This is a genomic window from Dyella sp., from assembly GCF_051962475.1.
GTDB lineage: Bacteria > Pseudomonadota > Gammaproteobacteria > Xanthomonadales > Rhodanobacteraceae > Dyella_A.
The window spans coordinates 363,533-385,468 of record NZ_JBQCCF010000069.1 but is presented as its reverse complement, the minus strand read 5'-3'; the positions used below and the strand labels follow the sequence as shown (position 1 = coordinate 385,468).

The following is a 21,936-nucleotide window of genomic DNA, read 5'->3' as shown; positions in this document are numbered from 1 at the left end:
CCCGATGCGTGCGGACATCTACCTGATCTATCTCCTGTTGCGCCTGCTGGCGCGATTGCCGCTGCGCTGGCTGCACGGCCTGGGCGCCTTCTTCGGACGGCTGCTGCTGGTCGTGGGCGCACGCAGCGCCGAGGTGACTGCGGTGAACCTGGCGATCGCCCGTCCCGGGCAGCCTCCGACGGCCCGCCGTGCGTTGCTTCGCGAGGCGATGGCCGAGGGTGGCAAGTCGGTCACCGAGATCATCAAGGTGTGGGGCAGCGGTGCCACGCGCGCGCTGGGACTGGTGCGCGAGGTGCGCGGCGCCGAGCTGTTCGACGCGGCGTTGGTCAGCGGCAAGGGCGTGATCATCGCCGCCCCGCATCTGGGCTGCTGGGAACTGCTCAATTACTGGCTGTGCAGCCGCACGCCGATGGCCATTCTCTACCGGCCGCCGCGGATCGCCGCGATCGAGCAACTGCTACGCAAGGTGCGCGGGGCGCTGGCGCCCGAGCAAGTGCGCGCCGAGGGCGCGGGCGTGCGTACGCTGTACAAGCGGTTGGCCGCCGGTGGCACGGTGGGAATCCTGCCCGACCAGAAACCCCGCGCGGGCGATGGCGAGGTGGCCCCGTTCTTTGGCCGTGATGCTCTGACCATGGTGCTGCTGCCGCGCCTGGCGGCGCGCACCGGCGCCACGGTGCTGTTTGCCTTCGCCGAACGGCTGCCGCGCGGCACAGGTTTTCGCATCCACCTGCTGCCGGCGCCGGTCGGGCTCGACGATGCCGATCCGGCGGCGGCCTGCGCGGCCCTCAACCGCGGCGTGGAAGCCTGCGTGGAGCGGGCGTTCACGCAATACCAGTGGCAGTACAAGCGCTATTCGGCCGACGGACTGGTGAGCCCGTACGACGGCGCCGGCCGCCTCGCGGCGGATTGAGCGCTTAGCCCTCGCGCGCCAGCCGCTTGAGGAACACGGTCATTTCCTTGGCCGCCTGCTGGTCGCCGCGTTCGGTGGCCACAGCGATGCCCTTGCGCCACGCAGCGGCGGTGCCGTCGTGGTCGTGCAGCGCGAGGCAGGCCTTGCCCAGCGCCTTCCAGGCGGCGGAGTAACGCGGATCGAACTCGATGGCGCGCTCCAGTTCGGCGCGGGCGGCAGCCGCGTCGCCACCATCCAGCAGTGCGCTGCCGAGCGAGAAGCGCAGCAGCGCACCGTCACGCGGCCCGCCGCATTGGGCCCGCAACGCCGCGATGCGATCGGACGGGCTCACGGTCGCAGTGGCGCCGGATAGATTCGGGTCGGCGTGGTCGGCTCCGGCGGCTGCTGGCCGGCCTGCACGTCGCTAAGCACCGGCGCCGGCCAGATCACGATCCACGACGAACGGAACGGCTGCACCAGCAAGGCGTAGCGGCGGTCGGCGGCCGTGAGTTTTTCCGGGTGGGTGACGATCAGGCCATCGGGATGCGACTGGGCGAAGGCCGCGATCGCGGCGTCGCCGCGGATTTCGGTGATCGGTCGGGTCAGGCGCGCGGCGAAATGGAACTGCGCATCGTAGGCGCCGACGTAGGCGATCGGGCGCTGCTCGACTTCGGCCGCGGCCAGCAGGTCGGTCGATGGCGTGAGATCGTACTTGTGCCAGGCAGTCAGGGTGAACAGCGTATTGAACGCCAACGTGCCGATCAGGCCAGCAATCGCCAGCCGTCGCATCTCGCCGCGGCCGCGCAACAGCAGCAGCGCGCCGAGCAGCAGGAACAGCACCGAAAAGTAGCGGCTGTAGCCGACCGCCTCGTCGAACCACTCGCCATGCAGGCGGTTGCCCGCCACCAGGTCCGGCAGCACGAACATGAATACCGCCAGCAGCGCGCCGCCCGCCGCCAGCGGCCAGGTGCCCAGCCAGGCGGTGCTGGCCAGTTGCGGATGGCGTTCGCGCAGCAACGCGATGGCGCCGGCCAGTAGCAGGCAGCCGCCGCCGAGTTCAGGCAGCGGGTAGTACAGCTGCTTGCCGCTGACCAGCGAGAAAGTGACGAACGCCGGCACCAGCCAGCACAGCGCAAAGCGCACGCCGGCCGGCAGCGGCCGGCGCAACATTGCCAGGGCCGCCACGGCGCGCGGCCAGACCGCGAGCGGGAACATCAGCACCGGAATTGCCAGCAGGTACCACCACAGCGGGCGGGCATGGTTCTGCAGGTCGGCCGCCGGGGCCACGCCGTTGACCACGCGCGCCGCGGTCTGGGTGAAGAACAGCCGCTGCCGATACGCCTCGCCGCCGCTGAAGCCGGCCGGGATCGCCCAGGCCAGCAGCATCGCCAGGCCTAGCAGCACGCCCAGTGCACCCAGCCCATACCAGCGCGCGCGATGGGTTCGCGCCCAGTCGTTCCACAGCGGGCCCAGCAGCCACGGGAAGACCACGTGCAGCAGCATGACCGGACCCTTGGTCAGCAGGCCGAAGCCGATGCACAGCCCGAACAGCCACCAGCGCGGCTCGGCGCGGCGTTCGGTCGGCAGCAGGCATAACAACGTTGCCAGCACCCAGGTCGCCAGCAGCACGTCGTACATGATCTGCAGGCCGAACAGGAACGCGTAGCTCAGCGAAAGAAGCATCCACGGCGTAGCCGAGGCCACCCACGGCCGGTCCGGGAAAAGCCGTCGCGCAATCGTCGACACCAGCACCAGCTGGGTGGCGCCGAAGCTCACCTCCAGCACTCGCGGCCACACGTCGCCGACGCCGAATACGGCCCAACCGGCGTGGATCATCCAGAACAGCAGCGGCGCTTTTTCGCTGTAGGGCTGGCCGTTGACGTAGGGCACCAGCCAGTGGTGGTCGTGCCACATCTCCCAGGCGACCGCGAGGGTGCGCGTGGAGAACAGCGGCATCGGCCCATGCGCGAAGATCGCCAGCAGCGCGGCCGCGCTCCAAAGCGGCAGCCAGGGCCACAGGGCGCGCAGGTGTTCGGAGCGGGCGTAGGCGTTGGGCGTCACGGGTGGCCTCGGTGCAGGGTCAGCGCCGCATTCTAGCCGCCCGCGGCTGGCTGCCGGCTCAGCGGGCGCGCGCCGGCCCCCAGTAGCCGATGCGCCGACGCAGCTTGAGCTTGCGCCAAAGGTTCAGCGGCTTCGGTTTGCGGTTGCGCCCGCCGCCGGCGATGAACGCATCGATCGCGTCCAGCACGCGTTCGCTGGAGCGGCCGTCGCGGTACGGATGGATCGCCGCGCCAAAATCGGCGATCGCCTGCATCAGCTCCGGCGGGCGGGCCAGCGCGCGTTCGATCGCTGGCTCGAAATCCTCGACGCGATCGATGTCGATCAGTTGCGGGCCGGGCCGGCGGTTCTTGAACGTGACCACCGGCTTGCCGGTAAGCAGGAACTCGCTCAGCGCCGAGGACGTGTCTGAGCACATCATGTCCGCTTGCCCGAACAGGTCGAGGATGTTGTCGTCTTCGGCGAAGCGCAGGTGCTCGTTTTCCAGCGCCTTGTATTTGGCGCGGGTCTCCGGGTTCATTTTCGGATGGAAGGTGACGATCCAGCGCCAGCGACCATCACACGACAGCCGCTTGACCTCCTCGTACAGCGTCTCGGCGGCGCTCCACGAGGGCGAGAAGGTGGAGTGGTAGAGGATTACCGGCGGCGTGCGCACCGACGGCAGCGCACCGGCGATCTCGCGCATGAAGGGGTCTAGCTTGGGCCAGCCGGTCTCGCTGACGGCGAAATGGCCGAGCCGGTCGGCCAGCGCCTGGAACTGTGCGGTGTCGCGCGGGCCGGTGGTGCAGTACAGGTCGAAGAAGCCGCGGATGTAGATGTGCCGCGGCTTGCCGGCGTCGAAGCCGTGAAATACCTCCACCTTCACCCCGGGAAAGAAATGCGGCAGGTGGTTGCCCGGCGTGAGCACGGCGATCGGCTTCCAGCGCCGCACCTCCTCCACGCTCAGCAGGCGCTCGCCATCGGCTAGGTCTTCTGCACCGGGCCCGTCGAAAAACCATGCCGTCTCATCGCCACGAGCGCGTATCGCCGCCTGCAGGGGGCGCAGGATCGCCAGCGCATAACGTTCGGAGCCGTAGAGAAGGTAGTGCTTTGGCATGGTACGGACGGCCGGCAAGGCAAAGTGCATAGCTTACGGCGCGGCGGCCGGCTTGCCGATGCGTGGAGGGCTCAGCGGTCGACGCCGTGATGCTTGAGCACCGCCTCGGCCTCGGTCACCGAGGCCGGGTTGTGGCGCATCTCGTAGTAGCGCATGCGCTTGTACAGCGCGTAGCTGGCCGCGGTCTGGGCGATCAGGAAGCCGCGCCAGCCGTCCAGCATGGCCAGCCGGAACACATAGTCCTTGAGGAAAGCCAGCAGGTAGACGAACGGCGCCTGCCACATCCGCACTGGCTTGCCCTTCTCCAGCCAGTCGCGGCACTTCAGCTCCGCGTAGCGCAGCACCTTGAGCTGCTTGTGCGGCAGGGTTGGGTTGTTGGCGTGGTCGAACGGCGCGTTGAAGGTGGGTGCACGCCCTTCGAAGCGCAGCGACTCGTGCACGCGGGCGTCGGTCCAGCGGGCGCGGCCGCGGTGATACAGCCGGGCCAGTTTCTCGCCCACGCTCGGCCGGTACCAGCGCATCGGACGGCCCATGTAGATGGTGCGCCTGCGCAGCCAGGCCGCCGGGGCATCGCTGGCCATCAGCGCCGGCAGCTCACGTTCCAGCTCGGCCACCAGTTCCGGCGACAGCGACTCGTCGGCATCCAGTGCCAGGATCCAGTCGTGCGCGCACTGGGTGGTGGCAAAATTGCGCTGCGGGCCGAAACCCAGCCACTCCTGATGCACCACGCGGGCCCCATGCGCCTTCGCGATGGCCACGGTGTCGTCGTCACTCCCGGAGTCGACCACGAGCTTTTCAGCGGCGAACGGCACCGAATCGAGGCAGCGAGCGATGGTGCGCGCCTCGTTGTGGGTGATGACGACGAGGGTGAGGGGGAGGATGGGCATGGGGCGATTCTATAGGGTGCTACCGCAGTCCCATGCCTGAATCAGACATGTCCGTCACGCCGATACCGTCGCAATACTTGTGTAAGGCACGTGACAGAATCTTGCGGATAAGTTGACTCCACCGGCCATGGCAGGCCCGCCGCTGCATTTTTCGGGGGACATCCATGAAGCGAGTTTTGGTCACTGGCGGCGCCGGGTTCCTCGGGTCGCACCTGTGCGATCGGCTGATTGCCCAGGGACACGACGTGCTCTGCGTGGACAATTTCTTTACCGGCAGCAAGCGCAACGTGACCCATCTGATCGGACGGTCCGATTTCGAGCTGCTTCGGCACGACGTGACCTTCCCGCTCTACGTTGAAGTCGACCGCATTTTCAACCTCGCCTGCCCCGCCTCACCGGTGCATTACCAGCACGATCCGGTGCAGACCACCAAGACCTCGGTGCACGGTGCGATCAACATGCTTGGCCTGGCCAAGCGCCTGGACGCCCGCATTCTGCAGGCGTCCACCAGCGAGGTGTACGGCGATCCTGAGGTCCACCCGCAGCGCGAGGAGTACTGGGGGCGGGTCAACCCGATCGGCTTCCGCTCCTGCTACGACGAGGGCAAGCGCTGCGCCGAAACGCTGTTCTTCGACTACCACCGCCAGCACGAGTTGGACATCAAGGTGGTGCGCATCTTCAACACCTACGGACCGCGCATGCACCCCAACGATGGTCGCGTGGTGAGCAACTTTATTGTGCAGGCACTGCGCGGCGAAGACATCACCATCTACGGTGATGGCAGTCAGACGCGCAGCTTCTGCTACGTCGACGATCTGATCGAGGCGATGCTGCGCATGATGGACACCGAGCGCGGCTTTACCGGCCCGGTGAACATCGGCAATCCGGTCGAGTTCACGATGATCGAACTGGCGGAACTGGTGCTGCGCCTGGTCGGCGGATCGTCGCGGATCGTCCATCGTCCGCTGCCAGCTGACGACCCGCGCCAGCGCCAGCCGGACATCACACTGGCGCGCAGTGAACTTGGCTGGCAGCCCGTGGTGGCGCTGGAGGACGGCCTCAAGGAGACCATCGCGTACTTCCGCTGGCTGTTCGCGCAGGACAACGCGGCATGACGGCTTCGGTAAGCTTTTCGGTGGTGGTGACCAACTACAACTACGGCGCCTTCGTGTGCGAGGCGGTAGATGGTGCGCTGGCGCAGAGCCGCGCTCCCCTGCAGGTGATCGTGGTGGATGACGGCTCCACCGATGGCTCGCCCGCACTGTTGGCGCAGCGCTATGGCGGCGATGCCCGCGTCACGCTGCTGATTGGCGAGAACGCGGGGCAGCTCGCGGCGTTCCGCCGGGGCCTGGAGCAAGTGCGCGGCGACGTGGTGTGCTTCCTGGATGCCGACGATTGTTGGCTGCCGGAGCACCTGGCGCGCCTGGGCGAGGTGTTCGACGCTCGCGCGGATGTCGATTTCGTGTTCTCCGACCTGGAACTGTTTGGTCAGCAGCAGGCCCGCATGCGCTATGCCGATCGGGCCATGGATCTGGGCTATACCGTGGTCAGCACCTACATGCTGATGCACTGGTACGGGGCTCCCACCTCGGCGCTGGCGCTGCGCGCACCGTGGGCCCGTCGTACGCTCGACCTGCCCGACAGCCTAGGAGCCTCCTGGCGCCTTTCGGCCGACAACTGCCTGGTGTTCGGCACCAGTGTGCTCGGGGGGCGCAAGTACTATCAGCCCACGGGCTGCGTGCGCTATCGCATCCACGGCAACAATGGGTGGTGGGGCAATCGCACCCTGGCCAACGAATATCTCAACCGCTTCCGCTCGCGCTGCCTGATCGAGCACTATGCCCGCACCATCGGACTGGACGCACGCTGCGTGGATTTCGCCAAGCAGGAGTTCAAGACCAAGCCGGCGCCTAGCTGGCGCGAAGCGCGGCGCTATGCAGCGTTGGTGCGCCTGCGCCGGGGCTCGTGGTGGCGCGGGCTCGAGCGGTCGCTTGCGATTCTCGCCGCCGCATGGCGACGCCGCGGTGAGCTGCCAGTGGAGTTCAAGGGGCTCAGCTGATGCGCATCAGTGTCGCCGTTATTACCTACAACTGGCCGCAGGCGCTCGAGCTGGTGCTGCGCTCGCTGGCGGCGCAGAGCGAGCTGCCATACGAGGTGATCGTTACCGATGACGGCTCGCGCGACGACACTCGGCAGTTGCTTGAGCAGGTCGCGCGCAACTATCCCGTGCGGCTGGTGCATCTGTGGCAACCGGATGACGGCGCTCGTATGAGCAGGGCGCGCAACCGCGCCATTGCGGCGGCGCGCGGTGATTACATCATCCTTTTGGACGGTGACATGGTTGTCGAGCGTCATTTCATCGCGGACCACCGCGCATTTGCCCGTCCAGGCTGTTTCGTGCAGGGCTCGCGCGCGCTCACCGACGAGGTCCTTGCGCGCCGGATGATCGCTGGGGAGGTGATTCAACCGAGGTTCTTCGAGCAGGGTGTTGATCGTCGCCGCAACACGCTGCGCCTACCCTTGTTGGCGCGCCTGCACGCTCGTCCAGGGCGCAAGCAACGTGGTACGAAGAGCTGCAACATGGCGTTCTGGCGCGATGACCTGATTCACGTCAATGGCTTCAATGAGGCGATGACCGGCTGGGGACGCGAGGATACCGAGCTGGTTATCCGAGCCTTCCACGCTGGGTTGTTCCGACGTGATGTGCGCTTCAGTGCGCTGGCCACCCATCTCTACCACCGAACTCGCAAGCACGTTATCAACAATCCGAACGATCGGATCGTGGACGAAACCCGCGCACGAGAGTTGACCCGTTGCGAGAAGGGCCTGGAGGCCCATTTGGCGGAGTTTATTGTTCCGCCGGCTGATCTTCGTTCAGCGGAAGCGGTTGCCGTGGCGCCCATCCAAGCCTGACGGGGTCGGCAGCCGGCTTCGAGGTGCTAGGTGTGTACTTCCGTGCCACCTTTGCGCTCATTGGTTCCGGCGGCGCGATAAATAGGCCGTGGAAGGCTGCAGCACCCCATGCGCACCATTTCATCGCATGTCGTCGTTGCAGCATCAATGCATAGGCTAGCGACAGCGGTACCGCAGCCAGCAGCGTCCTGACAAGGTATCCGTAGCCGGTGCTACGACCTCGGTACTTGCAGATCGCCAGATGGCGCGAGCGTGCATAGTGAAAAGCCTTGAACAGGCCGAGCGCCACGCTTGGCGAGGATGATGCCCCGCCAGCATGAAGTACATTTGCGCTAGGTTCGATGAGGCATTCGTATCCAGCCTGTCGCAATCGCAGGCACAGGTCGTCGTCCTCGTAATAGAGGAAGAAGCGTTCGTCGAATCCGCCTATCTGGTGGAATACTTCAGTACGCAGCAGCAGACAGCAGCCATTGAGCCATTGCGCCGAGCACGTCCCGTCCGGTGGGCGGTACGCCTGCCGGGGAAGCTTTTCGTAGAAGGCCGCCCGAAAGCTCTTTTGTGGGCGGCGGTCAGCACGCCAGCCCTGCGGGGCGATTGCCGCTGCCGAGGAATAGCGGCTCATGCACTCCCTCAGCGTAGCCAAGGCGTCGGCAGGCAGGCTGCAATCAGGATTGAGCAACAGTGCGAATGGCGTACGAACGTGTGCCATGGCTTCGTTGTTGGCTTTGCCAAACCCGCCGTTTCCCTCACGTTGCAGGATCCGGGCATGGGGAACCAGGTCCTGGAGCGCGCTTACCGTGCCGTCGGTGCTGCCGTTGTCGATAAAGACGACGTGGGAATAGGGTCGCAGACGCTCAGCCAGCGATTCAGCCAGCGCTCGGCTCTGGTACGTGACGCATACGACCGTCACGTCGTCGAAGTTTGCTTCATACATCGGGCGAGCCATCCAAGGCCTTTGAGGATTCCCCCTGCTGCCTTAGAGGAATGCAGGACAGGAGAAGGATAAACACATGGCGGTGGGTGAAGTCGGTCCAGAGGCAATTCGCCATCCCAGCCACCAGGTACACCAGAAGCAGGCACGCATAGATGTCACGTTGCGGTGTTTCCAAGCGGAGCACGTAGCGTGCTAGCGCCCCTAGTAACAGCAGATAAACCACCAGGCCAGCAACGCCCTGTTCAGCCAGGATAAGTAGAAGCTCCTGGTGCGGATGCCCCATCATGAATGCCTGCCGGTTGGGCATGTCTTCGATGGACCGGCGATACAGCGGCTCCCACTGGTGCAGGCCATTTCCGAACACGGGTGCCGAAGCGATCATCGGCAAGGTCCGTCGCCAGAGCTCGATCCGGATGCCGGACGACGTCGCCTGATGATGCTGATCGTATGCGACGATTTCGTGATCGACGGACTGCACTAGGCGGTCCTGTACCAATGGCGTGAACCAAAGCCCGGTGGCGAGGGCGGCGCCAACGCCGGCCATCGCGAGGGTGGCCCTCCATCCCGGCCAGCGCCGGTAAAGCAATTGCCACGTCCAGTAGGCTGCCACGGGCAGCAGGGTCAGATAGCTCGTGCGGCTCGCGATCACGAAGCACACGTTGACCACTGCAAGTGCGGCGGCAAATCCCAGGATCCACCGCGTCTTCCCGGGGCGGGCGCAACGGGCGGCGGCCATCGCCATCGCACCGAAGATCAGGGTGGCTAGGCCCTGCTGCGTGTATTCCTTGAACACCGTATTTCGCATGAAGGGCTGTGATTGCACCAGCGCGCGCTGGGGCAACCATCCGGCGGCCATGCCAAAGGACAGCAGCAGGGTCAGCGCCATGGCGGCGGCGAATGCGATCAGCCCGCGTGTCCGCCAGCGCCCGTCATCGAGTACCGAGCCAAGCGCCAGCGGGTACCAGCAAGTCCACACGAACGAGCCGCCAAGGGGCGGCTTCGCGGTCAGGTACCAGGTGTGCAGGGCGCTGAGGAAAAGCACCGCCCACCACACAAGCGCACCGCGGACCACAGGGTGACGCCAGGAGGCTAGCCAACGCTGTCCTGCACTGGTGCCGGCAAGCGAGAGCAGTATGCACAACCCGAGCGCCACATTCGTACCCGGCTTATTGATCGGGGCCATGAACAGGCTGGATACGGCGCACCATCGGGCGGCCGCGAGCGCCCATTGCCGACATTGCTCTAGCCGTGACACGGGCTCAGTCGTCATTGGCGTCGGCGGCGCTGCGCTGATCTCCCGGGATGCAGCCGGGAACGATGGCGCCAGCGCGGAACATCCACCACTCGCGGCGGTTGGCGTGGCCGACGTAGTTGGCCTTGCTGCGGTCCACGCACCGGCCCATCGCGCTGTCCAGGCTGAACAGCCAGCGCTGCGTAGGATCCGCCCGCAGCCACGTCGTGGCGTCGGCGAACTGCTGTGGCCACGGCTTGAGGAAGCCGAACTCGGCCACCGGCCCCTGTGCCATCAGCAGGTTCTGCTCCTTCCAGGCGACCAGGCCGATCGCCGCCTGCGGGCCCGCGATGGTGCGCGCTCTCGCCATCACGTCCAGCGAGGAGCGATCGCCGTTCAGCAGGGGATAGCCCCACAATCCGTAGACGCTCCAAAGCACCGCGGCGAAGGCCAGCCAGCCCTGCGGCGCGCGGCGGATGCGGGTGATGGTCGCGATCAGGAGGCCGGCCGCGCCGATGGTGAGGAAAAGCCACCAGATCTGCGGATCCAGGCTCTGCTCGAGGCGAAGTGACCACTTGGGATGCCGTGTTACGGCCAGCGCGCTGGCGATCGCGAGCGTGCCGCTCAGGGCGAGCGTGAGCACGAACACCGCCGCGCGTACGCCGCGTCGGCGCAGCAGCGCCGGCAACAGCGGCGCCAGCGCCAGCGCGGTGATCGGCAGGGCGGGCAGGATGTAGACGTCGCGCTTGCCCGGGCTCAGCGAGAAGAACACCAGGACCAGCACGATCCAGCCCAGCGGAAGCAGGAAGCGCGCGTCGCGCCGCTTCAGTCGGCGCCACCATGCTGGAAGCGCCCACGGCAGCAGCAGCGACAGCGGCAACCAGTCCACCGCGATGATGCCGAGGAAATAGGCCGGCGAATGCAGGTGCCCCGGCGGCGTCGCGTAGCGGTGCACGGTCTGTCCGAACAGGATGTTCTGCACGTACTCGGCGTGCTGCGGATCGCCGTCGGCCCGGGCGATCAGCACCATCGGCACCAGCCATGCCAGCACCGGCAGCAGGAAGGCCAGCGCGCCCAGCGCCCAGCGTCCGGCGCTGCCCTCGAACCGGGCCACGTGCCGCCAGCCGCGGCGGCGCGCGAAGGCGAAGGGAATGAGCATCAGCAGCGCCAGCACACCCACGCCCTTGGTCACCACGCCCACGCCGGCGAAGAAGCAGCCGATCCAGAACCAGCGCCAGGACGGCCCCAGCAGCAGGTGGCGCAGCAGGCCGTAGTTGGCCAGCGTGATCCAGCCCAGCAATAGCGGATCGATCTGCGCATTGCGCATCTGGTAGGTGAAGTGGATCGTCACCAGCAGGGTGAGCGCGGCCAGCAGCGCGCTGCGGTGGTTCCACAGACGGCGGGCGAGGTCGTAGGTGAGCGCCAGCGCCCCCAGCGCCGACAGCAGCGACGGCAGCAGGAACGCGACGCGCCAGCTGCGTGTCAGGAAGTACGCCAGTGCCTGGGTCCACATGAACACCGGCGGCTTGTCCGGGTACAACTCGTGGCCACGGTGCGGGAACAGCCACTGGCCGTGCTCCACCATCCAGCGCGCGACCAGAGCGAAGCGCGGCTCGTCCGATGGCCACGGATCGCGCAGGCCGATACCCACGCCCAGCACGAACAGCGCAAACAGGCCACTCCAGAAGAGCTCGGCGCGGGCGCTGGACAGCCAAAGCGGGCGGGCGCGGGACAGGGCGGGGAGCGGTTTCACGACGCGGCGTTCCATCGGGTCGGGTGGGGAAATCGACATAAGCATAGCCGCGCGTGCGGCGCGGTCGGTCGCGGGTTCTTGCGTCAGGCCTTTTTCTGCAGCACCGCGTAATACATCCCGTCGAGGTCGCCATCGCCCGGCAGGATCTGCCAGCCGACGGGCGCGGCCTGCCCGACCGGCAGCGTGAAGGCCACCGCCGCGGCATCGTCATGCGTCGCCAGCAGTTCGGACACGACCACCTCGTTCTCCGCGCGCAGCATCGAGCAGGTGATGTAGACCAGCCGCCCGCCCGGCGCCAGCAGAGGCCACAGCGACGAGATGATGCGCCGCTGCTGCACTCCCATCGCGGCAATATCGCTCTCGCGGCGGTGCAGGCGCACGTCGGGGCGGCGGCGCAACACGCCGGTGGCCGAGCACGGCGCATCGACGAGGATGCGGTCGAACGGCTGCTTCTTCCACGCGGCGGGCGGTGCGCCCGCATCGCCGACCACCACCTTGGCGTCCAATCGCAACCGCATCAGGTTGTCGCGGATACGCTCGGCGCGTTTGGCATCGAATTCCAGTGCGGTGAGATCGATGCGCGCGCGTTCCAGCAGATGGCAGGCCTTGCCGCCTGGTGCGGCGCAGGCGTCGAGCACGCGCAGGCCGTCGCGCAGGTTGGCAAGATCGGCGGCGACCTGGGCCGCGCCGTCCTGCACTGCGAAGGCGCCCTCGTCGAAGCCCGGCAATCGGGTGACGTCGGTGCTGTGCGGCAGCACCACCGCATCGGCCAGCCACGGGTGCGCATGCGCCTCTTGGCCGCTGGCCTGCAGCCGCGCGATGAAGGCTGCGCGTTCGCTGCGCTGGCGATTCACACGCAGCATCAGCGGCGGTTCGCCGTTGTCGGCGGCCATCACGGCGTCGGCCTGCGCCGGCCAGTCGCGCGCCAGCGCCGTGGCCAGCCAGGCGGGATGCGCGTGGCGCGTGGTCGGCTCGGCATCCAGGCGTGCGATGTGTGCGTCGCGCTCGCGCTGCCAGCGGCGCAGCACCGCGTTGACCATGCCGGCCAGCGCCGGGCGCTTGAGCGTGCGAGTGGCTTCCACCGTGGCGGCCACCGCGGCGTAGTCGCTGAGCTCGAGGATCTCCAGCTGCACCAGGCCCAGCACCAGCAGCGCGTGGATCGCCGGGGCCTTGTGGCGGATCGGCTTGGCCAGCATCGCGTCGATCGCCGCGTCGAAGCGCAGCCACCAGCGCGCGCCCTCGCTCAACAGCGCCATCAGCAGGGCGCGGTCGCGCGGGTCGGACAGTTTGGGGGCGCTGCGTTCCATCACCTCGCGCAGCGAGGCGCCGCGCAGGGCGACTTCCGCCAGCCCCTTCGCGGCGAGAGCGCGGGTATCGGGTTTCATCGCGCTGGGCGCAGGTCGGGACGGGCGTTGAGGTAGTCCACCGCGCCGATGCGCTTGCCGCCAGCGCGCTGCAGCGCCGTGATGCGCAGTGCCCCGGCGCCGCAGGCGATGTCGATGCCGTCGCGGCCGGCAGCCAGCACGCTGCCCGGCGTGGCGTGATGGTCGAGATCGAGCGCCCGAGCCGACCACACGCGCAGCGTCTCGTTGGCGATGTCGCCCTCGGCCACCGGCCATGGATCGAACGCGCGCACCTGACGCTCCAGTTCGCGCGCCGGACGGCCGAAATCCAGCCGCGCCTCGGCCTTGTCGAGCTTGTGCGCGTAGGTCACGCCCGCTTCCGGCTGCGGCGTGGCGGTGAGTTTTTCGCCGGCCAGCACGCGGCGCAGGCCTTCAGCGAGCACCTCGGCACCGAGATGCGACAGGCGATCATGCAGGCTGCCACCGGTGTCGTCGGCGTGGATGGATGTGCGCCGTTCGAGGAGCACCGGGCCGGTGTCCAGGCCGGCTTCCATCTGCATCAGGTCGACGCCGCTCTCGCTGTCGCCAGCGAGGATAGCGCGCTGGATCGGCGCGGCACCACGCCAGCGCGGCAGCAGGCTGGCGTGCACGTTCCAGCAGCCCAGATGCGGAATGGCCAGCACCCTGCGTGGAAGGATCAGGCCGTAGGCCACCACCACCATCAGGTCAGGCGCATACCCTGCCAGTCGGTCGCGCGCGGCAGCGTCCTTCAGCGACTCGGGCTGCTCGACCGGAATGTGGGCTTCAAGCGCGGCCTGCTTGACCGGGCTGGGGGTGAGCTTGCGGCCGCGTCCGGCGGGGCGATCCGGCTGGGTGTAGACCGCCACCACCTCGGCCCCGCTGGCGCGGCACGCCGCCAGGCAGGGAACGGAGAACTCGGGGGTGCCAGCGAAGACGATGCGCAGAGATGTCTCGCCGCTCAAGCGCTGGCCGCCTGCTTGCGCTGCTTTTCCATGCGCTTGAGCAGCATGGTGCGCTTGAGCGAGGACAGATAGTCGACAAACACTTTGCCTTCCAGGTGATCCATTTCGTGCTGGATGCACACCGCGAGCGGACCCTCGATGTCCATCTCTACTTCCTTGCCGTCGACGTCGTGGGCCTGCACCTTCACCTTCAGGGCGCGGGTGACGTCGGCAAAGATGCCGGGGAACGACAGGCAACCTTCCTGATAGACCTGCGAACCTGCCTTCTCCACGATCCGCGGATTGATCAGCGCCAGCGGCTGGTTGCGCTCGTCGCTCATGTCGGCCACCAGCACCTGCTGGCTCACGGCCACCTGGGTGGCGGCCAGGCCCACGCCATTGGCGGCGTACATCGTCTCGAACATGTCGGTGACGAACTGCTTGAGCGCGGCATCGAACACGTGCACGGGTTCGGCGCGGATGCGCAGGCGGGGATCGGGAAATTCAATGATGTTGAGCACGGACATGGCATCACCTCGGCGCCGGAACTGTGGGCATCGTTGCGAAAACCAAGCCGGACGCAATCTAGAATGGGGTTTATTGTACGTCGCCAAGCCCGCGTCATGCAGACAGTTTTGCCAACTGGCTCCAGTTGCGCGGGTTAACGGTTCGGTTACACTCGCGCTTGCACCGGGGGAGGGGGATTCCCGCTTATGATCAAGAAGTCCATCGGGCTGCTGGCCGGCATGCTGGTTACGTTTGCCGTCTATGCCGCGGGCGCCCAGCTGCGCGCCAGCCATCCGGATACCTACACGGTCCGCCGCGGCGACACATTGTGGGATATCTCAGCGAAATTTCTTTCCAAGCCCTGGCTCTGGCCGGAAATCTGGCAGGCCAATCCGCAGGTGCAGAACCCGCACCTGATCTACCCGGGCGACGTGCTCAATCTGTCCTTCATCAACGGCCCCACGCTCAAGCTGGAGCCCGGCGTGCACAGTGGCGACGAAGCGGTGCCGGCGATCCCGCTCTCCGAGCTGAGCATGTTCCTCAAGGACATGCGGGTCATGAAGTCCGAGGACGTCAGTTCGGCACCGTACGTGGTGGGCATGGAGGAAGCGCGCCTGCGCGGCACTCCGGGCCAGAACCTGTATGTGCGCAACCTGCAGGCCGAGCCGGGTCAGCGCTGGGCCATCGTCCGCCCGACCCACGTGTTCCGCGGCTTCGAGCAGGACGACAAGAACGACGCCGAGAACGAGATTGTCGGCCACATGCTCGACGCCGACGCGTCGATGGTGCGCAGCCCGTGGTCGGAAGATTTCCGCAACGATGGCCACTACGGTCGCGGTGACGACCTGGGCGTCGAAGTGTCGGTGATCGGCACCGCCGAGACGCTGCGCACGGGCGACGTGACCACCCTGCTGCTGCTCGATTCCACCATGGAAATCCGCAAGGGCGACCGCGTGATGCCGGTCGACGATCATCCGTACGACGCGTATTTCTATCCTCACGCGCCAAAGTCGGTGGCCTCGCATGCCCGCGTGATCGCCTTTGCCGATGCGCTCGATGCGGCCGGCAAGCGCCAGGTGGTGGCGCTGTCGATCGGCAAGCAGGACGGCGTCGAGAACGGCCAGACCTACGCCGTGTGGCAGCCGGGCGAGACCATCGCCGACGATGTGGCCGGCAACAGCTGGGATCGGGGCACCTCGCCGCACGTGACGCTTCCGGAGGAGTTCGTGGGCCACGTGATGGTGTTCCGCACCTTTGACCGCGTCAGCTACGGCTTGATCATGGACAGCCTGCGGCCGGTGCATCGCGGCGACAATCTGCGCATGCCCGAATAGACGCGGATCGGCCGAAGCCCACAGGACGGCGCGGTGCTACCGCGCCGTTTTTGTTTGCGCGTCGCGCTTAGACTCGCCGGATGACCAACGTTAACGATCTCCGGGACTGGCTCATCGCCCTGCGCACGCCGGGCCTGGGTCCGGGTGGCCTGCGCGAGCGCCTGACCGAGCACGGCGGCCGCATGGATGCCGCCCTTGTGGCGGTCCATCGGCAGCCCGGCAGTGGCGGAGAAGCGGCCCGACGCTGGCTGGACCAGCCGGACGAGGCGCGGCTGGAAGAGGATATGGCGTGGCTGATGCAGGACGGCCATCGCCTGTTGCGCTGCACGGACGAGGATTTCCCGCCTCCGCTGGACACCATCGCGCAGCCCCCCGCGGCGCTGTTCGTGGCAGGCGACGCCGCACTGCTGCTGCATCCTCAGGTGGCAATCGTGGGCGCGCGCCGCGCCAGTCCTGCCGGCCTCGGCAACGCGCGCGTCTTTGCCCGGGCGCTGGGTCAGGCTGGGCTGCTGGTGACCAGCGGCATGGCCGACGGCATCGACGGTGCAGCGCATGCCGCGGTGCTGGACGCCGGCCTGCCCACCGTGGCGGTGATGGGCACCGGTCCAGATCGCGCCTATCCGCGCAAGCATCTCGCCCTGGCGCAGCGCATCGTGGACGGCGGTGCCCTGGTCAGCGAGTTTCCGCCCGGTACCGCCGCGCGGGCCGATCATTTTCCGCGGCGAAACCGTATCATCGCCGGCCTTTCGCTGGGCACGCTGGTGATCGAGGCCGGGCTGCAATCGGGCTCGTTGATTACCGCCCGGCTGGCCGGCGAGCAGGGGCGCGAGGTGTTTGCCCTGCCCGGATCCATCCACAACCCGCTGGCGCGGGGCTGCCATCGCCTGATCCGCGACGGTGCCCGGCTGGTGGAGGACCCGGGCGAAGTGATCGAGGCACTGGCGCCGGCGGCGCGGGCGCTGGGCGCGGAACTGGCGCAGCGGCTGGCCGCCGGGCCGGTTGCTGCGGACGCCGATACGACGGCGAGCGGCGCGCCGGTCGATCCCCAGTATCGACGGCTGCTCGACGCCCTGGGTCACGATCCGGTGCCGTTGGACGAGCTGGTCGGCCGCACCGGCCAGCCGGCGGCCGAGTTGTCCTCGATGTTGCTGATGCTGGAGCTGGAGGGCCACGTGGGCACGCTCCCGGGCAACCGCTACCAGCGTCTGGGCGGCTGAGCGAAGCCGCGCCAGGCCTCAGTTCCGCGCGGTTCGGCTTGACAGTCGTCGCGCCAACGTGGCTCAACTAGATATATGTGTCCGTCGCCAGCCGACGGTAATTCCCTTTTGGAACTCCCCGCCACATGGCAAAAAACCTGCTCATCGTCGAATCGCCGGCCAAGGCCAAGACGATCAACAAATACCTCGGCAAGGACTTCCAGGTCCTGGCCTCCTACGGCCACGTGCGCGACCTCAAGCCGAAGGAAGGGGCGGTCGATCCCGAGCACGGTTTCGAAATGAAGTACGAGGTGATCGAACGCAACGAGAAGCACGTCGACGCGATCGCCAAGGCCGCCAAGCTGGCCGACGACATCTATCTGGCGACCGACTTGGATCGCGAGGGCGAGGCGATCAGCTGGCACATCAGCGAGATCCTCAAGGAGCGCGGCCTGGACAAGGGCAAGCGCATGCACCGCGTGGTGTTCTCCGAGATCACGCCCAAGGCGATCAAGGCCGCGGTGGCCGAGCCGCGCCAGCTTTCGCATGACCTGGTCGACGCCCAGCAGGCGCGCCGGGCGCTGGATTACCTGGTCGGCTTCAACCTGTCGCCGGTGCTGTGGCGCAAGGTGCAGCGCGGTCTGTCGGCCGGCCGCGTGCAGAGCCCGGCGCTGCGCATGATCGTCGAGCGCGAGGAGGAGATCGAGGCGTTCGTGGCGCGCGAGTACTGGTCCGTCGAGGCCCAGCTCAAGCATGCCGAGGGGGACTTCATTGCTCGCCTGACCAAGCTCAACGGCAAGAAGTTCGAGCAGTTCGACCTCACCAACGAACACGACGCGATGACTGCGCGCGCCGCGCTGAAGGCCGCCGCCCGCGGCAACCTCACCGTCAGCGAGGTCGGTTCGAAGGAGCGCAAGCGTCGGCCCGCGGCGCCGTTCACCACCTCGACGCTGCAGCAGGAGGCCGCGCGCAAGCTGGGCTTCTCCACCAGCCGCACGATGAAGGTCGCGCAGGGGCTGTACGAGGGCGTGGCGCTGGGCAGCGAGGGCAACGTCGGCCTGATCACCTACATGCGTACCGACTCCACCATGTTGGGCGACGACGCCGTGGCCGAGCTGCGCCAGGTGATCTCCCGCGAGTTCGGCGCCAAGGCGCTGCCGGACGGTCCGCAGGTGTACAAGACCAAATCCAAGAACGCGCAGGAGGCGCACGAGGCGATTCGCCCGACCTCCGCGCTGCGCACCCCGCGCGAAGTCGCCGCCTTCCTCAACGACGAGCAGCGCAAGCTGTACGAGCTGATCTGGAAGCGCACCGTGGCCTGCCAGATGATCCACGCCACGCTCAACACGGTGTCGGTTGAGTTCGCGTTGAAGGACGTTGCGGGCGGTGACGCCTCGTTCCGTTCCACCGGCACCACCGTGATCGATCCGGGCTTCCTTGCCGTGTACGAGGAAGGTCGCGACCAGAAGGCCGCCGAGGACGAGGACGAAGGCCGGCGCCTGCCGCGGCTGGTGGCGGGCGAAGTAGTGCCGCTGCACGACATCCTGGCCGAACAGCACTTCACCGAGCCGCCGCCGCGCTTTTCTGAGGCGAGCCTGGTCAAGGCGCTGGAAGAGCACGGTATCGGCCGCCCCTCGACTTACGCCAGCATCATCCAGGTGCTGCTCAACCGCGAGTACGTGCTGCTCGACGCGCGGCGCTTCAGGCCGACCGACGTGGGTCGCGCGGTGGGCAAGTTCCTGGTGCAGCACTTCACCCGCTACGTCGATTACGACTTCACCGCCAAGCTCGAGGACGAACTCGATGCGGTGAGCCGCGGCGAAGAGGCCTGGGTGCCACTGATGGAGCGCTTCTGGCAGCCGTTCAAGCAGCAGGTGGCCGAGAAGACCGAATCGGTGGACCGCAGCGAGGCTACCGGCGCGCGCGAGCTGGGCGTCGATCCGAAGAGCGGCAAGCCGGTCTCCGTGCGGCTGGGCCGCTACGGGCCGTATGCGCAGATCGGCGACAAGGACACCGACGAGAAACTGCAGTTCGCCAGCCTGCGCCCGGGCCAGAGCATGCACACGATCACGCTGGACCAGGCGATCGAGCTGTTCAAGCTGCCGCGCAAGCTCGGCCAGGCCGAGAACGGCGACGAGGTCAGCGTGGGCGTGGGTCGTTTCGGTCCGTTCGTGAAGCAGGGCAGCACCTACGCCTCGCTCAAGCCCGAGGACGATCCGTACACTATCGAGCTGCCGCGCGCGCTGCAGATCGTGGCCGAGAAGCTGGAGATGCTCGCCAACCGCGTCATCAAGGACTTCGGCAACGGCGTGCAGGTGCTCAATGGTCGCTATGGCGCCTACATCACCGACGGCGAAAAGAACGCGCGCATTCCCAAGGACGTCGAGCCGAAGGACCTCACCGAGGCCCAGTGCGTGGAGCTGCTTGCCGCCGCGCCGGTGAAGAAGGGCCGCTTCGCCAAGAAAGCCGCGGCGACCAAAAAGGCGGGCGCGAAGAAGGAACCCGTGGCTAAGAAGGCTGCGCCCAAGAAAGCCGCTGCCAAGAAGAGCGCGGCGAAAAAGACCGCCACCAAGAAAACCGCAACCAAAAAGACCGCCACCAAGAAAGCCGCCGTGAAAAAAGCCGCCGCGCGCTCCGGCGAGGCATGAGCGGCTTGCTGCATCGCTTCGGATCCGGCGAGATCGATGGCGCGGCGGCCCTGCTGCGCGCCGGTGGTGTGCTGGCCTATCCAACCGAAGCGGTGTTCGGGCTCGGTTGCGATCCGCAGGATCTGGCCGCGTTCGAGCGCCTGTTCGCGCTCAAGCAGCGGCCGGCCGACCAGGGAGTGCTGCTGATCGCCGCCGAGCTGGACCAGCTCGAGCGCTACCTTGCACTCGATCAGCTGCCCGAGGCGCAGCGGCAGGCGGTGCTGACCAGCTGGCCGGGGCCGCACACGTGGGTGCTTCCGCGCTCGGCGGCGGTGCCGGCTTGGGTGACGGGCGCGCACGAGGGCATTGCCGTACGCATTACCGCCCACCCCACCGTGGCCGCACTGTGCCGCGCGTTCGGCGGGGCGATCGTCTCCACCAGCGCCAACCCCCATGGTGCGCCACCGGCGCGGTCGTCGCAGGAGGTGATCGGCTACTTCGGCGATGCGCTGGATGGCCTGCTTGCCGCGCCGCTGGGCGAGGCCGAGCGGCCCTGCCCCATCCGCGACGGCCTCAGCGGCGCTATCATCCGGCCCTGATCGCCCGAAGGGGCGCGCCGGGGCCGCCATTGCGGGCCGCGGCGCGAAGCGGGCATGACCACGCGCAACACGCATTCACGTCGGCTTCGGGCGACTGGGGGATGCTGCGCACACAGCGCCGCCTGGCGGCACGGGATCGCGGGAGTCATCCGGTTTGGCCACAGTCTTCGACACGCCGCAGCGCGACCTGTTGCTGGCGCCACAGCTTCCGCTGCTGACCGCCGGCGACGGCGATCGCACAGTGGCCTGGCGCCATGGCGCGCCGGTCACTGCACGCGACTTCCTCGCCGATGTGCAGTACGTCGCCGATCACCTGCCGCCGGCCGCCGCCGCGGTCAATCTGTGCGAGGACCGCTACGCCTTTCTTGTTGCGTTCAGCGCCATCGCCTTGCGTGGCCAGACCAACCTCCTGCCCTCCTCGCGTGCGCCGCGCGCCATCGACGAGGTGATGGCCGCCCATCCCGGCTGCTACGCGCTGGGCGACCTGGCGCTGGAGCCGGCCCCGCCGCACTACCACCGCCTGCCCTCGCTGGTAGCCCGCCCGGTAGCGAGTGAGCCGATCGACTGGCCGATGATCGATGCCGATCAGGTGGTGGCGCTCGGCTACACCTCCGGTTCCACCGGCCAGCCGGCCGCGCATGTGAAGACCTGGCGCAGTTTCCACGCCAGCAACGCCGGCAACCTGCGCATGCTGCGCGGATACGTCGACGGTTCCTGCAACGTGGTCGCCACCGTGCCGCCGCAGCACATGTACGGCATGGAGACCTCGGTGGTGCTGCCGCTGCTCGGCGACGTGGCGGTGTGCGGCAGCCGGCCGTTCTTTCCGGCCGACGTGGCGGCCGCATTGGCCGCCGTGCCGGCGCCCCGCGTGCTGGTGACCACGCCGGTGCACTTGCGCGCGCTGGTCGAGTCCGGGGTGGCGCTGCCACCGCTGGCGGCGATGCTTTCGGCCACCGCGCCGATGCCGGTCGAGCTCGCGCAAGCGGCCGAGCAGCGCTATGGCGCGCCGCTGCTGGAGGTGTTCGGCTCCACCGAGACCTGCGTGTTCGCCAGCCGGCAGCCGACCGTATCGGAGCTGTGGCAGCTGTACGAGGGCGTGAGCCTGCATCCGCAGCCCGATGGCACCCAGGTCCACGCGCCGCAGCTGGCCGCGCCTGTGGTGTTGGCCGATCTGGTGACGCTGCGTGATGCCGGCCGCGCGTTCCGCCTGTGCGGTCGCCACGCCGACATGCTGGAGATCGCCGGCAAGCGCGCCTCGCTTGGCGACCTGACCCGCCGCCTGCTCGCCATCCCTGGTGTGCGCGACGGTGCCGTATTGCAACTGGACGAACCGGACGCCCGCGGCGTGCGCCGCATCGCCGCACTCGCCGTCGCGCCGGGCCTCAGCGAGGCGCAGATCCTCGAGGCGCTGCGCGGCGCCATCGACCCCCTTTTCCTGCCGCGCCCGCTGCGCCTGGTCGACGCGCTGCCGCGCAACGAAACCGGCAAGTTGCCGCGCGCCGCCCTGCTCGCCCTGCTCGCCACCCGCGACTGAGGCGGGCGCGCGGTCGGCCCGGCCGACCGTGCCGCTACAATGCGCGCCTGCGTCGCGGGCGCGTGGGGCATTT

Annotated in this window: 19 protein-coding genes; 9 read left to right on the top strand and 10 right to left on the bottom strand. The window is 67.8% G+C overall.

The genetic code is table 11. From position 1 onward, the window contains the following. Positions 1-4: 4 nt before the first annotated feature. Entirely contained in the window at positions 5-910 is a 906-nt protein-coding gene (locus ACTHJF_RS16975; protein ID WP_440268148.1) for an LpxL/LpxP family acyltransferase, read from the top strand. 4 nt (positions 911-914) lie between these two features. Here the strand turns inward: ACTHJF_RS16975 and ACTHJF_RS16970 are convergent, their stop codons facing one another. From ACTHJF_RS16970 to ACTHJF_RS16955, 4 genes are all read right to left on the bottom strand, one after another. Beyond that, positions 915-1,241, bottom strand: coding sequence for a tetratricopeptide repeat protein (locus tag ACTHJF_RS16970; protein ID WP_440268147.1), 327 nt, complete (start codon positions 1,239-1,241; stop codon positions 915-917). Next, entirely contained in the window at positions 1,238-2,950 is a 1,713-nt protein-coding gene (locus ACTHJF_RS16965) for an ArnT family glycosyltransferase (protein ID WP_440268146.1), read from the bottom strand. The genes ACTHJF_RS16970 and ACTHJF_RS16965 overlap by 4 nt, the downstream gene beginning before the upstream one ends. 58 nt (positions 2,951-3,008) lie before the next feature. Further along, positions 3,009-4,043 carry a CDP-glycerol glycerophosphotransferase family protein gene (locus tag ACTHJF_RS16960; protein ID WP_440268145.1) on the bottom strand — a complete coding sequence of 345 codons (1,035 nt, stop codon included), beginning with the start codon at positions 4,041-4,043 and terminating at the stop codon, positions 3,009-3,011. 71 nt (positions 4,044-4,114) lie between these two features. Then, positions 4,115-4,930 (bottom strand): glycosyltransferase family 2 protein, encoded by an 816-nt coding sequence (locus ACTHJF_RS16955; protein WP_440268144.1) that lies wholly within the window; start codon positions 4,928-4,930, stop codon positions 4,115-4,117. A gap of 164 nt (positions 4,931-5,094) precedes the next feature. Here ACTHJF_RS16955 and ACTHJF_RS16950 point away from each other — a divergent pair, with 164 nt between their 5' ends. Genes ACTHJF_RS16950 through ACTHJF_RS16940 form a run of 3 tightly spaced genes read left to right on the top strand, consistent with a single transcriptional unit; the run spans position 5,095 to position 7,843 of the window. Next, positions 5,095-6,045 (top strand): UDP-glucuronic acid decarboxylase family protein, encoded by a 951-nt coding sequence (locus ACTHJF_RS16950; protein WP_440268143.1) that lies wholly within the window; start codon positions 5,095-5,097, stop codon positions 6,043-6,045. Continuing rightward, on the top strand, positions 6,042-6,989 hold the full coding sequence (locus tag ACTHJF_RS16945) for a glycosyltransferase family 2 protein (RefSeq protein WP_440268142.1): 948 nt from the start codon (positions 6,042-6,044) through the stop codon (positions 6,987-6,989). The genes ACTHJF_RS16950 and ACTHJF_RS16945 overlap by 4 nt, the downstream gene beginning before the upstream one ends. Continuing rightward, on the top strand, positions 6,989-7,843 hold the full coding sequence (locus ACTHJF_RS16940) for a glycosyltransferase family 2 protein (protein ID WP_440268141.1): 855 nt from the start codon (positions 6,989-6,991) through the stop codon (positions 7,841-7,843). Before ACTHJF_RS16945 ends, ACTHJF_RS16940 begins: the two co-directional genes overlap by 1 nt. Here the strand turns inward: ACTHJF_RS16940 and ACTHJF_RS16935 are convergent. The 6 genes from ACTHJF_RS16935 to def all read right to left on the bottom strand — a co-directional run bounded on the left by ACTHJF_RS16935 (position 7,779) and on the right by def (position 14,593). Beyond that, entirely contained in the window at positions 7,779-8,777 is a 999-nt protein-coding gene (locus tag ACTHJF_RS16935) for a glycosyltransferase family 2 protein (RefSeq protein WP_440268140.1), read from the bottom strand. The two genes, ACTHJF_RS16940 and ACTHJF_RS16935, sit on opposite strands and share 65 nt — an antisense overlap. Next, a complete protein-coding gene (locus ACTHJF_RS16930) occupies positions 8,770-9,960 on the bottom strand; it encodes an O-antigen ligase family protein (RefSeq protein WP_440268139.1) in 1,191 nt (396 codons plus the stop codon). Before ACTHJF_RS16930 ends, ACTHJF_RS16935 begins: the two co-directional genes overlap by 8 nt. Positions 9,961-10,036: 76 nt before the next feature. After that, positions 10,037-11,776, bottom strand: coding sequence for an ArnT family glycosyltransferase (locus tag ACTHJF_RS16925; RefSeq protein ID WP_440268176.1), 1,740 nt, complete (start codon positions 11,774-11,776; stop codon positions 10,037-10,039). A gap of 68 nt (positions 11,777-11,844) precedes the next feature. Beyond that, a complete protein-coding gene (rsmB, locus tag ACTHJF_RS16920) occupies positions 11,845-13,146 on the bottom strand; it encodes a 16S rRNA (cytosine(967)-C(5))-methyltransferase RsmB (RefSeq protein ID WP_440268138.1) in 1,302 nt (433 codons plus the stop codon). Next, positions 13,143-14,069 carry a methionyl-tRNA formyltransferase gene (fmt, locus tag ACTHJF_RS16915; RefSeq protein ID WP_440268175.1) on the bottom strand — a complete coding sequence of 309 codons (927 nt, stop codon included), beginning with the start codon at positions 14,067-14,069 and terminating at the stop codon, positions 13,143-13,145. Before fmt ends, rsmB begins: the two co-directional genes overlap by 4 nt. A gap of 14 nt (positions 14,070-14,083) precedes the next feature. Then, positions 14,084-14,593 (bottom strand): peptide deformylase, encoded by a 510-nt coding sequence (gene def, locus ACTHJF_RS16910; protein ID WP_440268137.1) that lies wholly within the window; start codon positions 14,591-14,593, stop codon positions 14,084-14,086. Positions 14,594-14,779: 186 nt separating this feature from the next. Here def and ACTHJF_RS16905 point away from each other — a divergent pair, with 186 nt between their 5' ends. From ACTHJF_RS16905 to ACTHJF_RS16885, 5 genes are all read left to right on the top strand, one after another. Then, entirely contained in the window at positions 14,780-15,907 is a 1,128-nt protein-coding gene (locus ACTHJF_RS16905) for a LysM peptidoglycan-binding domain-containing protein (RefSeq protein ID WP_440268136.1), read from the top strand. An 80-nt stretch (positions 15,908-15,987) separates the two neighbouring features. Continuing rightward, on the top strand, positions 15,988-17,124 hold the full coding sequence (gene dprA / locus ACTHJF_RS16900; RefSeq protein WP_440268135.1) for a DNA-processing protein DprA: 1,137 nt from the start codon (positions 15,988-15,990) through the stop codon (positions 17,122-17,124). Between the two features lie 125 nt (positions 17,125-17,249). Next, the gene (locus tag ACTHJF_RS16895) at positions 17,250-19,751 is read left to right on the top strand and encodes a DNA topoisomerase I (protein ID WP_440268134.1); all 2,502 of its coding nucleotides are present in this window, start codon (positions 17,250-17,252) and stop codon (positions 19,749-19,751) included. 5 nt (positions 19,752-19,756) lie between these two features. Then, on the top strand, positions 19,757-20,329 hold the full coding sequence (locus ACTHJF_RS16890) for an L-threonylcarbamoyladenylate synthase (protein WP_440268174.1): 573 nt from the start codon (positions 19,757-19,759) through the stop codon (positions 20,327-20,329). Positions 20,330-20,483: 154 nt separating this feature from the next. Continuing rightward, positions 20,484-21,863, top strand: coding sequence for an AMP-binding protein (locus ACTHJF_RS16885; protein WP_440268133.1), 1,380 nt, complete (start codon positions 20,484-20,486; stop codon positions 21,861-21,863). Positions 21,864-21,936 lie beyond the last annotated feature (73 nt).

Excerpts from the sequence above, each read along its gene's own strand:
- ACTHJF_RS16975 (WP_440268148.1), top strand. The coding sequence starts at position 5 with ATGCGTGCGGACATCTACCTGATCTATCTCCTGTTGCGCCTGCTGGCG.
- ACTHJF_RS16960 (WP_440268145.1), bottom strand. The coding sequence starts at position 4,043 with ATGCCAAAGCACTACCTTCTCTACGGCTCCGAACGTTATGCGCTGGCG.
- ACTHJF_RS16955 (WP_440268144.1), bottom strand. The coding sequence starts at position 4,930 with ATGCCCATCCTCCCCCTCACCCTCGTCGTCATCACCCACAACGAGGCG.
- ACTHJF_RS16950 (WP_440268143.1), top strand. The coding sequence starts at position 5,095 with ATGAAGCGAGTTTTGGTCACTGGCGGCGCCGGGTTCCTCGGGTCGCAC.
- ACTHJF_RS16945 (WP_440268142.1), top strand. The coding sequence starts at position 6,042 with ATGACGGCTTCGGTAAGCTTTTCGGTGGTGGTGACCAACTACAACTAC.
- ACTHJF_RS16940 (WP_440268141.1), top strand. The coding sequence starts at position 6,989 with ATGCGCATCAGTGTCGCCGTTATTACCTACAACTGGCCGCAGGCGCTC.
- ACTHJF_RS16935 (WP_440268140.1), bottom strand. The coding sequence starts at position 8,777 with ATGTATGAAGCAAACTTCGACGACGTGACGGTCGTATGCGTCACGTAC.
- ACTHJF_RS16930 (WP_440268139.1), bottom strand. The coding sequence starts at position 9,960 with ATGGCCCCGATCAATAAGCCGGGTACGAATGTGGCGCTCGGGTTGTGC.
- ACTHJF_RS16925 (WP_440268176.1), bottom strand. The coding sequence starts at position 11,776 with ATGGAACGCCGCGTCGTGAAACCGCTCCCCGCCCTGTCCCGCGCCCGC.
- rsmB (WP_440268138.1), bottom strand. The coding sequence starts at position 13,146 with ATGAAACCCGATACCCGCGCTCTCGCCGCGAAGGGGCTGGCGGAAGTC.
- def (WP_440268137.1), bottom strand. The coding sequence starts at position 14,593 with ATGTCCGTGCTCAACATCATTGAATTTCCCGATCCCCGCCTGCGCATC.
- ACTHJF_RS16905 (WP_440268136.1), top strand. The coding sequence starts at position 14,780 with ATGATCAAGAAGTCCATCGGGCTGCTGGCCGGCATGCTGGTTACGTTT.
- dprA (WP_440268135.1), top strand. The coding sequence starts at position 15,988 with ATGACCAACGTTAACGATCTCCGGGACTGGCTCATCGCCCTGCGCACG.
- ACTHJF_RS16895 (WP_440268134.1), top strand. The coding sequence starts at position 17,250 with ATGGCAAAAAACCTGCTCATCGTCGAATCGCCGGCCAAGGCCAAGACG.